Origin of the sequence: Paraburkholderia sp. Ac-20347 (assembly GCF_017104805.1) — a bacterium.
GTDB classification, from domain to species: domain Bacteria; phylum Pseudomonadota; class Gammaproteobacteria; order Burkholderiales; family Burkholderiaceae; genus Paraburkholderia; species Paraburkholderia tropica.
In genome coordinates this window covers 1-13,666 of record NZ_JAAGPN010000221.1, presented here as the reverse complement: position 1 = coordinate 13,666, position 13,666 = coordinate 1, and the positions used below count along the sequence as shown (strand labels likewise).

Annotated in this window: 14 protein-coding genes and 1 pseudogene; 7 read left to right on the top strand and 8 right to left on the bottom strand. The window is 66.9% G+C overall.

Going from position 1 to position 13,666, the window contains the following annotated elements:
• The 5 genes from G3N97_RS29455 to fba all read right to left on the bottom strand — a co-directional run.
• On the bottom strand, nucleotides 1-743 hold a 743-nt coding region (locus tag G3N97_RS29455; protein WP_205996476.1), incomplete at its 3' end, for an L-threonylcarbamoyladenylate synthase.
• 14 nt (nucleotides 744-757) lie between these two features.
• Entirely contained in the window at nucleotides 758-1,975 is a 1,218-nt protein-coding gene (locus G3N97_RS29450) for a 5-(carboxyamino)imidazole ribonucleotide synthase (protein ID WP_205996475.1), read from the bottom strand.
• Nucleotides 1,976-2,170: 195 nt separating this feature from the next.
• Nucleotides 2,171-2,689, bottom strand: coding sequence for a 5-(carboxyamino)imidazole ribonucleotide mutase (purE, locus tag G3N97_RS29445; RefSeq protein WP_065059301.1), 519 nt, complete (start codon nucleotides 2,687-2,689; stop codon nucleotides 2,171-2,173).
• Nucleotides 2,690-2,763: 74 nt separating this feature from the next.
• A complete protein-coding gene (locus tag G3N97_RS29440) occupies nucleotides 2,764-3,654 on the bottom strand; it encodes a phosphoribosylaminoimidazolesuccinocarboxamide synthase (RefSeq protein ID WP_205996474.1) in 891 nt (296 codons plus the stop codon).
• A 198-nt stretch (nucleotides 3,655-3,852) separates the two neighbouring features.
• Nucleotides 3,853-4,917: a class II fructose-bisphosphate aldolase gene (gene fba / locus G3N97_RS29435; protein ID WP_205996473.1), complete on the bottom strand. Its 1,065-nt coding sequence runs from the start codon at nucleotides 4,915-4,917 to the stop codon at nucleotides 3,853-3,855.
• A 63-nt stretch (nucleotides 4,918-4,980) separates the two neighbouring features.
• Here fba and G3N97_RS29430 point away from each other — a divergent pair, with 63 nt between their 5' ends.
• On the top strand, nucleotides 4,981-5,232 hold the full coding sequence (locus tag G3N97_RS29430; protein WP_205996472.1) for a hypothetical protein: 252 nt from the start codon (nucleotides 4,981-4,983) through the stop codon (nucleotides 5,230-5,232).
• 142 nt (nucleotides 5,233-5,374) lie between these two features.
• On the opposite strand, the gene pyk is transcribed toward G3N97_RS29430, so the two are convergent.
• Complete coding sequence (gene pyk / locus G3N97_RS29425; RefSeq protein WP_205996471.1) at nucleotides 5,375-6,811, bottom strand: pyruvate kinase; 1,437 nt, start codon at nucleotides 6,809-6,811, stop codon at nucleotides 5,375-5,377.
• Here pyk and G3N97_RS29420 point away from each other — a divergent pair.
• Complete coding sequence (locus tag G3N97_RS29420; protein ID WP_205996470.1) at nucleotides 6,810-7,253, top strand: hypothetical protein; 444 nt, start codon at nucleotides 6,810-6,812, stop codon at nucleotides 7,251-7,253. The two genes, pyk and G3N97_RS29420, sit on opposite strands and share 2 nt — an antisense overlap.
• On the opposite strand, the gene G3N97_RS29415 is transcribed toward G3N97_RS29420, so the two are convergent.
• A complete protein-coding gene (locus G3N97_RS29415) occupies nucleotides 7,250-8,449 on the bottom strand; it encodes a phosphoglycerate kinase (RefSeq protein ID WP_205996469.1) in 1,200 nt (399 codons plus the stop codon). The genes G3N97_RS29420 and G3N97_RS29415 overlap by 4 nt on opposite strands.
• A gap of 719 nt (nucleotides 8,450-9,168) precedes the next feature.
• Between G3N97_RS29415 and G3N97_RS29410 the strand changes: the two genes are divergently transcribed.
• The 5 genes from G3N97_RS29410 to G3N97_RS29390 all read left to right on the top strand — a co-directional run bounded on the left by G3N97_RS29410 (nucleotide 9,169) and on the right by G3N97_RS29390 (nucleotide 13,339).
• Nucleotides 9,169-9,363: a zinc-finger domain-containing protein gene (locus tag G3N97_RS29410; RefSeq protein WP_065059306.1), complete on the top strand. Its 195-nt coding sequence runs from the start codon at nucleotides 9,169-9,171 to the stop codon at nucleotides 9,361-9,363.
• A 333-nt stretch (nucleotides 9,364-9,696) separates the two neighbouring features.
• Nucleotides 9,697-10,722 (top strand): lipopolysaccharide heptosyltransferase II, encoded by a 1,026-nt coding sequence (gene waaF / locus G3N97_RS29405; RefSeq protein ID WP_205996468.1) that lies wholly within the window; start codon nucleotides 9,697-9,699, stop codon nucleotides 10,720-10,722.
• Nucleotides 10,723-10,986: 264 nt separating this feature from the next.
• Nucleotides 10,987-11,433, top strand: a complete 447-nt coding sequence (locus G3N97_RS29400) for a nuclear transport factor 2 family protein (protein WP_205996467.1) — start codon at nucleotides 10,987-10,989, stop codon at nucleotides 11,431-11,433.
• Nucleotides 11,434-11,640: 207 nt separating this feature from the next.
• On the top strand, nucleotides 11,641-12,714 hold the full coding sequence (locus G3N97_RS29395) for a hydrolase (RefSeq protein ID WP_205996466.1): 1,074 nt from the start codon (nucleotides 11,641-11,643) through the stop codon (nucleotides 12,712-12,714).
• Nucleotides 12,707-13,339 (top strand): DUF2946 family protein, encoded by a 633-nt coding sequence (locus G3N97_RS29390; RefSeq protein WP_205996465.1) that lies wholly within the window; start codon nucleotides 12,707-12,709, stop codon nucleotides 13,337-13,339. The genes G3N97_RS29395 and G3N97_RS29390 overlap by 8 nt, the downstream gene beginning before the upstream one ends.
• Nucleotides 13,340-13,349: 10 nt before the next feature.
• Here G3N97_RS29390 and G3N97_RS29385 read toward each other — a convergent pair.
• Nucleotides 13,350-13,666 (bottom strand): annotated as a pseudogene (locus G3N97_RS29385) (M48 family peptidase); the annotation flags it as partial.

Below are 13,666 nucleotides of genomic sequence, written 5' to 3'. Positions count from 1 at the left end.
GGCGTGCGCGGCGCGTAATGCGCCTTGAGCGTGCCCGACGCGCGCGGCGCCGTGGCGTCCGATCCATCAGGCAGACGCGGCGCCTCGCCGAGCACGCGCGCGATATCGTGCGGGCTCACGTGGCCAGGACGCAGCAGCGCCGGGAAGCCGCGCGACAGATCGAGAATCGTCGATTCGATGCCCACGTCGCACGCGCCGCCGTCGAGCACATGCACCGTCGCGCCGAACTCGTCGCGCACATGCTGCGCCGTGGTCGGGCTCACGTGGCCGAAGCGGTTCGCGGACGGCGCGGCAACGCCGCCATGTCCGCCGCGCCGCGCCGAAAACGCCGCCAGCAGTTTCTGCGCGACCGGATGCGACGGGCAGCGCAGCCCCACCGAATCCTGACCGCCGCTCACTGCGTCGGCAATGCGCGCGTGACGCTTGACGATCAGCGTGAGCGGACCGGGCCAGAAGGCGTCGACGAGCTTTTGCGCGGCTTCCGGCCACTCGGCGGCCCAGTATTGCGGATCGCCGCCCGGCGGCAGATGCACGATCACCGGATGGTTGGCGGGACGCCCCTTCGCGGCGTAAATGCGCGCGACGGCTTCCGGGCTCGCCGCGTCGCCGCCGAGTCCGTAGACGGTCTCGGTCGGAAACGCGACCAGTTCGCCCGCATCGAGCAGCGCGGCGGCGTGCTCGATGTCGGCGTCGGTCAACGGCGAAGCCGCGGATGAAGCGGCGGAATGCGGCTGTTCGGACATGATGCGCGGCGTCCTCAGCTCGTGACGATGTGCAGCAGACGCGCGCAGTCGCGTGCGGCCGTGCGGGCTTCGTCGAGCGTCGGCGCGGTGAAGTTCACGTGGCCCATCTTGCGGCCCGGGCGCGCGTCTTCCTTGCCGTACAGATGCAGACGCGCGGCAGGCATCGCCGCGACCTGGTCCCACGGCGGCGTGACGGGCGCGGCGCCCTTCTGCGCCTTCGCCTCGCCGGCGCCGGCCGGGAACCACACATCGCCGAGAATGTTGAGCATCACGGCCGGCGAGTGCTGGCGCGTGTCGCCGAGCGGCATGCCCGTCATCGCGCGCACCTGCTGCTCGAACTGGCTCGTCGCGCAGGCGTCGGTCGTGTAGTGGCCCGAGTTGTGCGGGCGCGGTGCCATTTCATTGGCGACCAGCGAACCGTCTTCGAGGATGAAAAACTCCACGCACAGCACGCCCACGTAGCCGAGCTTCGCCGCGATCTGCAGCGCCGCCTGCTGTGCTTGCTTGACGAGCGCCTCGCTCGCGTCCGGCGCGGGCACGATCGTGTGCGACAGCACGCCGTTGCGGTGCGTGTTCTGCGCGAGCGGATAAACCACGGCCGCGCCGTTCGCGCCGCGCGCGATCAGCGCGCTGACTTCGAACTTGAGCGGCAAGCGCTTTTCCAGCACGCACGGCACGCCGCCGAGCGATGCATGCGCCTCGCGCACTTCGTCGACGTTCGTCACGCGGATCTGGCCCTTGCCGTCGTAGCCCATGCGCGCGGTTTTCAGGATGCCGGGCAGCACGGCGGCGATCGTGGCGTCGTCGAGCGCGGCGAGCGCCTGCGACGATTCGATCACCACATGCGGCGCGACCGGCACGCCCGACGCCGCGATAAAGCGCTTCTCGGCGATACGGTCCTGCGCGACGGCCACGCAACGTCCGGCCGGGCTCACGAAGGTCGATTTGGCGAGCGCGTCGAGGCTCGCGGCGGGCACGTTCTCGAACTCGGTCGAGATGGCCGCGCACAGGCGGGCGAGTTCGGTCAGCGCGGCGTCGTCGTCGTAGGCCGCGCAGATATGGCGGTCGGCGACCGCGCCTGCGGGACTGGTCGCGTCCGGGTCGAGCACGGCAACGCGATAGCCCATCGCCTGAGCGGCAAAGCAGAACATGCGGCCGAGCTGGCCGCCACCCACCATGCCCAGCCAGGCGCCAGGCAGGATCGGTGAAACCGGAGAATTGTCAGGAGTCATCTTCGTGGTCGGTCGCGGCTGGCCGCGGCGCGTGGGGATACGTCGCGCGGTCCAGACCGGGGTTTAACGTCGAAGGCAGGACGCGGTGCCGGCCTTCGACGGTGTCGCTTCAGGCGGCGTCCGATGGATCAACTCAACTCGAAACAACAGCAAGTGACATCGATCGTCGCCAAACTGGCGCTTAACGCACCACGCTTAGAGCGCCGGCAGCACCATCGCATGCGCCGCTTCGTTCTGGCGCACGCGGAACGCCGCGAGCTTGTTCGCGTATTCCGGATCGGTCACGCTCAGCATCGAGACGGCGAACAGCGCCGCATTGGCCGCGCCCGCTTCCCCGATGGCGAAGGTTGCGACCGGCACGCCCTTGGGCATCTGCACGATCGAATGGAGCGAGTCCACGCCCTTCAGATACTTGCTGACCGCCGGCACGCCAAGCACGGGCACCGTGGTCTTGGCCGCCAGCATGCCCGGCAGATGCGCCGCGCCGCCCGCGCCCGCGATGATCGCGCGCAGGCCGCGCTCGCGCGCTTTCTCTGCGTACTCGAACATCTCGTCGGGCATGCGGTGCGCCGAGACGACCTTGGCCTCGTACGCCACGCCGAACTCCTGCAGGATCGCGACCGCGTGCTTCATCGTTTCCCAGTCGGAGCTGGAGCCCATCAACACGCCGACGAGGGGCGCCGCATGCTGGTGAGCCGTCTGAACTTCGCTCATTGTGCTTCCTTTTTCCTTCTATTCACTGCGATGGCGGCCTTTGCAGACCGCCAGTCGCCTACACCATCCGCCTTTTAGGCCAGCTTCTGGCCCGTCAGGCGCTCAAGCGCTTCCTGATACTTGGCCGAGGTCTTTTCGATGACTTCTTCGGGCAGCTTCGGCGCCGGCGGCTCTTTCGCCCAGTCCTGGGTTTCGAGCCAGTCGCGCACGAACTGCTTGTCGAACGACGGCGGGTTCGAGCCCACCTGGTACTGGTCGGCGGGCCAGAAACGCGACGAGTCGGCGGTGAGCGCCTCGTCCATCAGGAACAGCTGGCCGTTGGTGTCCAGACCGAATTCGAACTTGGTGTCGGCGATGATGATGCCGCGCGTGGCCGCGTAATCGGCGGCTTCCTTGTACAGCTTGATCGAGATTTCCTTGATCGTGCGCGAGAGTTCGGTGCCGATGCGGCGCTCCATCTCGTCGTACGTGATGTTCTCGTCGTGATGGCCCATTTCGGCCTTCGCGGCCGGCGTGAAGATCGGCTCGGGCAGCTTCTGCGCGTTTTGCAGGCCTTCCGGCAGTTGCACGCCGCACACGGCGCCCGTCGCCTGATAGTCCTTCCAGCCGCTGCCGGCCAGATAGCCGCGCACCACGGCTTCGACGAGGATCGGTTCGAGGCGCTTCACCACCACGGCGCGGCCCTTGACCTGCTCGACTTCGTCGGCGGCCACCACGGTTTCGGGCGCGATGCCCGTCAGGTGGTTCGGCACGACGTGCTTGAGCTTCTCGAACCAGAAGTCGGCCATCTGGTTGAGCACCTCGCCCTTGCGCGGAATCGGCTCGCCCATGATGACGTCGAACGCCGACAGACGGTCGGTGGTGACGATCAGCAGCTTGTCGTCGCCCACGGCGTAGTTGTCGCGGACCTTGCCGCGGCCCAGAAGCGGCAGCGAGCGGAGCGTGGATTCGTAGAGGGTAGACATCGTCGTGATTCGCTAAAAGAACAATCGAAACGGAAGCGGGACCGGCGCGGACGGCCGGAATCCGGAAAGTAATGCGAGGGTAAACCAAAAACCGCTAAAAAGCTTATCGCCGTTCCCCCGAAACTGGCGGAAACGGCGACGTTTCAACTCGCTGCAGGCGCGTTCCGGGCCAGCCGGCGCGCCTGGCGCGACCACCGCTTAGCGGACGATCTGCGCGAGTTCGCCCGACTTGTACTTCTCGGCGATCTTGTCGAGCGAGACCGGCTTGATCTTGCCAGCCTGGCCTTCGCAGCCAAACGCGAGGAAGCGGTCCACGCAGACCTTCTTCGCGGCTTCGCGAGCCGGCTTCAGGTAGTCGCGCGGGTCGAACTTCGACGGATTTTCGTACATATAGCGACGGATCGCGCCCGTGATCGCCAGACGCAGGTCGGTGTCGATGTTGATTTTGCGCACGCCGTGACGAATGCCTTCCTGGATCTCCTCCACCGGCACGCCGTACGTTTCCTTCATGTCGCCGCCGAATTCGCGGATCTCGGCCAGCAGTTCCTGCGGCACCGACGACGAACCGTGCATCACGAGGTGCGTGTTCGGAATGCGTGCGTGGATTTCCTTGATGCGCTGGATCGACAGGATGTCGCCCGTGGGCTTCTTGGAGAACTTGTACGCGCCGTGCGAGGTGCCGATGGCGATCGCCAGCGCGTCGCACTGCGTGAGCTTCACGAAGTCGGCGGCCTGCTCCGGATCGGTCAGGAGCTGCTCGCGCGTCATGGTGCCTTCGGCGCCGTGACCGTCTTCCTTGTCGCCCTTCATGGTTTCCAGCGAACCGAGCACGCCCAGTTCCGCTTCCACCGTGATACCGATCGAGTGCGCCATTTCCACGACTTTACGCGACACATCGACGTTGTATTCGTACGATGCAACCGTCTTGCCGTCGGCTTCGAGCGAGCCGTCCATCATCACGCTGGTAAAACCGCTGCGGATGGCCGCCATGCAGACCGCCGGCGACTGGCCGTGATCCTGGTGCATCACGACCGGAATATGCGGATACGACTCGACCGCAGCTTCGATCAGATGACGCAGAAACGGCTCACCCGCGTATTTGCGTGCGCCCGCCGAGGCTTGCATGATCACCGGCGAACCGACCTGGTTTGCCGCTTCCATGATCGCCTGAACCTGCTCCAGGTTGTTCACGTTAAACGCCGGCAAGCCGTAGCCGTGCTCGGCCGCGTGGTCGAGCAATTGACGCATTGAAACGAGAGGCATTGTCCTACTCCTTTGATTTGAAACGAATTGCTTCGTGCCGCCGGCCGTCTTGCGCAGCCGGTCGTGGGCGGCCTGGCAGCCGCCGCCCCGCGTGTCGCAACGCGGGCTCAATGCCGTGATTTTATCGCGAAGACACTGCAATTCCCGCGCCGATCGCGTAACTGGCATGAAATTGGCGTATCGGAACGTCAGATCGGCGAGAAGATGCAAAAAGAATTGACAGCCCGCGCGCCGCCTCACCTGCGCGCAGGCTGCAATTTCGGGGAAAATGCAGGGATTTTGCTGCGATTTAGCGCTTATCCAGCACCTATCTAACGCCGATCTGATACCAATGTGATACCAGTCGGCGCCCGTGCGATTTTTTTATTTTTCGCGCCTCGGGACGGGCGCGGCATCGGTGAAAAACCGATGGAAACCGCGCAATCCCGAAAATAAAGCGAAAAAAATGGCGGCGGATTTACAGCACGTCGCCGACGCGCACGATCTTCAGCGTGTTCGTGCCGCCAGGCTGACCCATCGGCTCGCCGACCGTCAGCACGACCATGTCGCCGCGCGCCGCGTAGCCCTTGCTCACGACCACTTCGATCGCTTGCTGGAGCGCCGTGTCGCGGTCGCTGCTGGTGTCCAGATGCAGTGGCGTGACATTACGGTACAGCGACATCGCGCGCTCGCTGCCCACGCGCGGCGTGAGCGCGAAGATCGGCACATGGGTCCAGTGACGCGACATCCACAGCGCCGTCGAGCCCGATTCCGTGAGCGCGACAATCGCCTTCGCGCCCAGATGGTAGGCCGTGAACAGCGCGCCCATGGCGATCGACTGGTCGATGCGCGTGAAGGTGCGGTCGAGGAAATCCTTGTCGAGCTCGCTGTGCTCGGACTTCTCGGCTTCCACGCAGATCGCGGCCATGGTTTCGATGGTCTGCACCGGATACTTGCCCGCCGCCGATTCGGCCGAGAGCATCACCGCATCCGTGCCGTCGAGCACGGCGTTGGCCACGTCCGAGACTTCGGCGCGCGTGGGCACCGGCGCGTGGATCATCGACTCCATCATCTGCGTGGCCGTGATCACGAGCTTGTTCGACTCGCGCGCCATGCGGATCATGCGCTTTTGTAGCGCCGGCACCGCGGCGTTGCCCACTTCCACGGCCAGGTCGCCGCGCGCGACCATGATGCCGTCCGACGAATCGAGAATTTCCTGCAGCGCCGGAATGGCTTCCGCACGCTCGATCTTCGCGATCATCTTCGGCTTCACGCCGTAGGGCGCACCCGCGATGTTGGCGAGCTGGCGCGCCATTTCCATATCGGTGGCGTTCTTCGGGAACGACACGGCGACGAAATCCACCGCCAGCGACATCGCCGTGCGGATGTCTTCCATGTCTTTCGCCGTCAGCGCGGGCGCCGTGAGGCCGCCGCCCTGGCGGTTGATGCCCTTGTTGTTCGACAGGTCGCCGCCGACCTTCACGATCGTGTGGATCTCGCTGCCGATCACACGCGCGACGTCGAGCACGATCAGGCCGTCGTTGAGCAGCAGCACGTCGCCCGGCTTCAGGTCGCGCGGCAGGTCCTTGTAGTCGAGACCGACGCGCTCGTCGTTACCGAGTTCGCACTCGGCGTCGAGGATGAAGGGCTGACCCGGTTCGAGCGTCGTCTTGCCGTTCTCGAACTTGCCGACGCGGATCTTCGGGCCTTGCAGATCGGCCATGATCGCGACTTCACGGCCGGCCTGACGGGCGCACTCCCGCACGGTTTCGGCACGCTGACGGTGGTCGTCGGCGGTGCCGTGCGAGAAGTTGAGGCGCACCACGTCCAATCCCGCATGGATCATTTTCAGCAGGATGTCCGGCGTGCTGGAAGCCGGACCGATGGTGGCGACAATCTTGGTGGCGCGATGCATGAGTCTCCTCGTCTGGAAAGGATCGCTGGAAAAACCGTTGCTGCGAGAAGAGCTGGCCGGCTGCGCCGCGAGGGCGGGCATGCCGGGACGCGCACCGGTCGAAGCCGGCGTCGCTTTCTTTGACGACGCCGCTGCCGTCGGCGTGACGGTGGCGGCGCGATTCATGTTCGTTTGCCCGGCGGACGTGGCTGTGCGTCCGGCGGGGATAGTCGGTTCGCTCACCGGCGTCGCGCGCGATTCAGCGGTCGGCGCTGACGACGGTTCGAGAGCGGCATCGGTTGCGGGCGTCGCGCCCGCCCGCACCGTGCTGGCGAGGGGCGTGCCCCCCGCTTTCGTCGGTTTCTGTCTGGCGGCGGCCCCGGTTGCGACGCGCGGCTTCTGCGCGTTGGCACGAGGAAGCTTGTTGGCGGCCTTCCCGGCCGGGGCGCGCGGCGCCATTTAGCCAGCCGCCCGGGTTTCGAGCACTTCCACCGCCGGCAGCTTCTTGCCTTCCAGGAATTCCAGGAAAGCGCCGCCGCCGGTCGAGATGTAGCTGACCTTGTCGGCGATGTTGTACTTCGCGATGGCCGCGAGCGTGTCGCCGCCGCCGGCGATCGAGAACGCGCCCGAGCTGGCGATCGCGTCCGCGAGCGTCTTCGTGCCGTTGCCGAACTGGTCGAATTCGAACACGCCGACCGGGCCGTTCCAGACGATCGTGCCGGCCTGCGCGAGCTGCGCGGCGAGCGCGTTGGCCGTGACCGGGCCGATGTCAAGGATCATGTCGTCGTCGGCGACATCCGCGACGTTCTTCGTTTCGGCCCTGGCCGTCGGCGAGAACTCCTTGGCGGTCACGACGTCGGTCGGGATCGGCACCGAAGCGCCACGGGTACGCGCGGCGTCGATGATCGCCTTGGCGTCGTCGACGAGATCGACTTCCGCGAGCGACTTGCCGATCTTCAGGCCGGCGGCCAGCATGAACGTGTTGGCGATGCCGCCGCCGACGATCAGCTGATCGACCTTTTCGGCCAGCGACTTGAGGATGGTGAGCTTGGTCGAGACCTTCGAACCGGCGACGATCGCCACCAGCGGGCGCTTGGGCGCGCCGAGCGCCTTGCCGAGCGCGTCGAGTTCGGCGGCCAGCAGCGGGCCTGCGCAGGCGATGCCCGCGTATTTCGCAATGCCGTAGGTGGTGGCTTCGGCGCGGTGCGCGGTGCCGAACGCGTCGTTCACGTAGATGTCGCAGAGCTTCGCCATCTTTTGCGACAGCTCGTCGGAATTCTTCTTCTCGCCCTTGTTGACGCGGCAGTTTTCGAGCAGCACGACGTTGCCCGGCTCGACGTTCACGCCGTTTTCGACCCAGTTCGCGACCAGCGGCACGTCGCGGCCGAGCAGTTCGGCCAGACGCTTCGCGACCGGCGCGAGCGAGTCTTCGGGCTTGAATTCGCCTTCGGTCGGGCGGCCCAGGTGGGACGTGACCATGACGGCGGCGCCCGCATCCAACGCGGCCTTGATGGCCGGCACGGAGGCGCGCACGCGGGTGTCTTCGGTGATGTGGCCGTGGTCGTCCTGCGGCACGTTCAGGTCGGCGCGGATGAACACCCGCTTGCCCTTGAGCTTGCCTTCGGAAATCAGATCGGAAAGACGCAGAACCTTGTTCATGGACATGTCATCTTGATGGTGGGAAGGCGGTGACAAGACGATGCAGGTCCGCGGGCCGTCGAAGCGGGGCTTCGGGCAGCCAGGGCGGCTAAGGCGCGACGGGCGCGGCGCGGGATCCGCGCGGCTGCCGTCTCCAGGCGCCGCCGCGGGTCGCTTGCTCGGCGCTCGGCACGAGCCGGCATCGAATTGCGAGATCGGTATTTTAGCCGATAGCCAGGACGATCCGGGCGTGCATCGGCGAATCTCCCGTATTTGGGAGAACGCTGAGCGCGCCGCCGCGACGGACGGGTCCGCGCATCGGCAGAGTACGCGGGGCATCGACGGATGCTGCGGCGCAACATCCGCACTCGCACGGCCGCCGGATGATTTTTTTCGCGGATTCTTCGTGCGAATCGTGGGCTGCACAGGCTGAGTCAGGGCCAAAAACGGGCTGAAATCACGCCGAAAGCCCGTCGCAAGCGCCCGCGGGCGCGCTGGCGGGCGTTAAATGACGTTAAAATAAATCTCTTTGCCACCCGCCGGCTTCGCGCGCGCGGAGCACGGCTCGGGCTTCCTGCGATCGGCAAGCGGTAATCGGTAAGCGGCACGCCTGAACGGGGTGTCCGGCAAGAACGAGAATTACGCGCACGGGCTCGCGACGGTCTGACGCGAAGGTTTAATGCTTTCGCGCCGGATCCCCACGGACCCGCGCCCCCACTGCTACACAGAGAATTATCCTCATGAGCGAACTCAAGGAAATGCCGCTGGTCGAGCTGAAAGCCAAGGACCTGCCGGCCTATTGCCCGAATCCGTCGATGCCGCGCTGGAGCAACCATCCGCGTGTCTTCATCGACGTGACGCACGGCGAAGCGAAGTGCCCGTATTGCAGCACGCGCTACAAGCTGAAAGAAGGCGAGGTCGTGCACGGCCACTGAGGCCCGCGCATGGCGGCGGCGCTGACGCGTCGCCCAGGGTCTTGACGTGGACCTCGACGCACGCGGCCGACGTTTGGGATTCCTCGCGGTTTTTCGCCACGCGACCCAACCCTCGGACGCCGCTCGCCGCCAGCCCCGTCTTATCGCACAATGACGCCGGTCCGCGCCGCGCCCCGATTTCACCGGGCGCCGCAGCGGCGCTGGCGTTCACACTCTTCGACGCGCTCGACGCGTCGTTTTTTTAACCGCGCTACGCGCGCCTGGCCCGTTTGCCGATTTCGATCCGCACGACCCGCGCACGCAGCCTTTGTAATTTCCGGACTCTGACTCCCGATGCGCCGCGCGCTGGTAATCGCACCGAACTGGATCGGTGACGCACTGATGGCGCAGCCGCTCTTTTCGCGGCTCGTAAAACTGCACCCGCGCATTCAGATCGATGCGCTTGCGCCTAGCTGGGTTGCGCCCGTACTCGAGCGCATGCCCGAGATCCGCGACGTCTACGCCACCGACCTCGCCCACGGCAAGCTCCAGATGCTGCGCCGCTGGCAGCTCGCGGGCGATCTGCGCGCGGAGCGCTACGACGCTGCCTATGTGCTGCCGAATTCGCTCAAGTCCTCGCTGATCCCGTGGCTCGCCAACATTCCGCTGCGCATCGGCTACACGGGCGAGAGCCGCTACGGCTTCCTGAACGTGCGCCACGCGAATCCGCCGAAGGACACGCGTCCGCCGATGGTCAAGCACTACGCCGCGCTCGCCTACGCGCCGGGCGCGAATCCGCCCGACGATCTGCCGCTGCCGCGTCTGGAATCGGATCCGAACGAAGCCTCGCGGGTCTCCGCGCGCTTCAATCTGGATACGCGCGTGCCGCTGCTGGTGTTCTGCCCCGGCGCGGAATACGGCCCCGCCAAGCGCTGGCCGCCCGAGCATTTCGCGGCGCTCGCGCGCATGGTCGGCCAGTCGTTCCCGTACACGCAGATCATCGCGCTGGGCTCGCCCAAGGATTCGCCGCTCGCACAGGCGATCGCCGACCAGGCGCCGAATGTCCGCAATCTGTGCGGCCAGACGGCGCTCGGCGAGGCCTGCGCGCTGATCTCGCGCGCCAGCGCCGTCGTCACCAACGATTCGGGCCTGATGCACGTGGCCGCCGCGCTGCGTCGCCCGCTGGTGGCGATCTACGGTTCGACGGATCCGCGCCACACGCCGCCCTTGTCCGAGCTCGCAAAGGTACAATGGCTGCATCTCGATTGCAGCCCCTGCTTTGCGCGCGAGTGTCCGCTCGGGCATCTGAACTGCCTGCGCGAACTGAGCCCCGAACAGGTCTTCGACGATTTGCGCGGCATGCTGGTCGCCCAGCGCTGAACACCGCGCCGCGCGCTGCGTTCGCCTCGAGCGCAACGCGCCGCGTGTGTGCGGCACGCCACCGACGCCGCGCCCCGCCGGCGCGCCCAATTCAGGTAGTGCGCCGGCGCAGCGCTTAACGGGCCGGGCAAGGGGCGAGTCAAAGGCCGGTTCACAGGCCTGCCTCGCGAGGACCGCATGCTCGCGGCTGCGACACGAAACGGCGCGCGCGGCGCGCCGAAGCCAACGCCAACCCGCGCGTGAAGCGCATCAGATCAACGAGCCATGCCACGTTTTGCCCACATCTTCGAAGCCGCCGCTGACACGCTCAACGCCTACTACCAGGCTGTCGCCGAGGTCAACATCGACGCGTTGATGGGCCTGTGGATCGACGAGGAGTTCGTGAGCTGCATCACCGCCGAGGGCGCGCATCTGCACGGTCTGCCGGACATCCGCGCGGGCCTCGCGGCGGAGCTCGAAGCCGCGCCGGTGTCGGTCGAACCGCTCGACATCCGCGTCTACGACAGCCTCGGCACCGTGGTCTACGCGATCGTGGAAGCGCATCGTCCGGTCGATCCGAACGCGATCCCGGCGATGGTGTTCACGACCTACGTGATGGTGCACGAACGCGGCGAGTGGCGCATCGCGCACATTCACGCGAGCCGGATGCCCGACGACGCCGCGAGCCAGTTCTCCGCGAAACTGCGCCACGGTCAGGGCGCGCTGCACTGAGCCGATCCGGCGAGGCCGGATCGCGCGGAGGCAAGCGAAGCGGATGCGCGGCGCGCAGGCTCGCGCGAGTTCAGGCGCGGCCTGGACGACAACCGGTGTCATGACCGGCATCGAGGCCTGATTTGCGGCGCGATAAGCGGCCCGATGAGCGAACAAGAGCGGACAAAAGCGGCAGAAGAAAGCAGCAGTCGAAAGAAGGGGAAGGCCATGAGCACCACCGGCGATGAAGCGGCGAACTACGACGCGGCCAGCAAGGCGGCCGTGTCGGCCCTGAACGGCATGCTCCCCTCGAGTTACCGCGCGCCGTTCTGGCTCGCGGGCCCCCACATCGAAACCATCGTTCCCGCGCTGTTCTCGCGCCTGCCCACGCCCGCCTACCGGCGCGAGCGCTGGGACACGCCCGACGGCGACTTCATCGAACTCGACTGGGTCGATGCGCCCGCCAACGCCGGCGCGCACGCGCCCCTTTTCGTCCTGTTCCACGGCCTCGAAGGCGGCTCCGGCTCGCATTACGCGCGCGCGCTCGCGGCCGAGGCGCACGCGCACGGCTGGCACGCCGTGATTCCGCACTTTCGCAGCTGCAGCGGGCCGATGAACCTGCTGCCGCGCTTCTACCATCTCGCCGACGCCGCCGAAGTCGACTGGGTGCTGCGCCGCCTCGCCGCGCGCCACGCCGGACCGCTCGTCGCGGCGGGCGTCTCGCTCGGCGGCAACGTGCTGCTGCACTGGCTCGCGCAACAGCGCGAGGACGCGCGCATCGTCCGCGCGGCCGCCGCGATCTCCGCGCCGCTCGACGTGCATGCGGGCGGCAAGATGCTCGCGAGCGGCTTCGGCATGATCTACACGCGCAGCTTCCTCAAGACGCTCAAGGTGAAGGCGCTCCAGAAGCTCGACCAGTTTCCGGGCCTGTTCGACGCCGACGCCCTGCTCGCCTGCCGCAACATGTACGAATTCGACGGCGTGGTCACCGCGCCGCTGCACGGCTTTCGCGACGCGCACGACTACTGGACCCAGGCGACGGTGCGTCCGAAGCTCGGCGAAATCACCGTGCCGACGCTCCTGCTGAATGCGCGCAACGACCCGTTCCTGCCCGGCCACGTGCTGCCCGCGCGCCACGAAGTCAGCGACGCCGTCGAGCTCGACCAGCCCGAACGCGGCGGCCACGTCGGCTTCATGACTGGCCCGTTCCCCGGCCGCAGCGAGTGGCTCGCGCAACGCGTGACCGGTTATCTTTCACCGTATCTGCCGGCGTCGCGCGCGGCGTCCCACGCTCATGGATGACATCGTCAAACAGGCGCTCGCGCGCTGGCCCAACGTTCCCAGTTGCACCGGCTGGCTGCGCCTCGATGCGCGCGGCCACTGGCGTCTGCGCGACGAAGCCGACCAGGCCGCCGGCGCGCCCGGCACGCCGATCCGCCACGAAGCGCTGATCGCCTTCATCAACCGCAATTACGAGCGCGATGAGCAAGGCCAGTGGTTCTTCCAGAACGGCCCGCAATGCGTCTACGTCGAGCTCGAATACGCGCCGTGGGTCGTGCGTCTCGCGAGCGTTCCCGACGCGGACGTTCCCGACGCAAACGACGCACTCGCGCTCACCGACCACACCGGTCACGCGTTCACGCCTGTAGCGGCGTTCATCGACGAAAACGGCAGCGTGCTGTTCGCCGATGCCGCCGATGCGAACCTCCACGGCGGCGTGGCGCGGGTGGCGCTGCTGCACGACCACGATCTCGGCCTGTTCGCCGAACACGCCACGCTCGCCGACGACGGCCAGAGCGGCACCTTCCACTGGCGCGCCGACGCCGCGCTGCCGCTGCAAGCCATCGCGCGCGCGGACGTGCCATCGCGTTTCGCCTTCGTCCCGAGTCCCGAGCACGCGGAAAAAGCCGCCAGCGCCGCGCAATAAGCGCGCGCGTTCAGATCTTGCTGTCTTTCTCCTCCGCGCGCTCCTCCTTGTAGCGCGCCTCGAAGTCGTGCAGGCGCGCGTCGATCGTCGACAGATCGTAGAAGCCGACTGACTTCATGTCGCGCGCCTCCTTCAACTGCCGGATCGCCGACGGCCACGCGCCGTCCAGCGCGAACTTCTCGGCCAGCGCGCGCCGTTGGGTCAACGCGTCGCCGCTGCCCGCGCTCGCCTGCGCGAGGTACTGCCACCAGGCGGCCTGACGCGGCTCGCTCTGCGTCTCGGCGCGCGCGAGCGTCTGCGCATCCTGGAAGCGCCGCGCCGCGATCA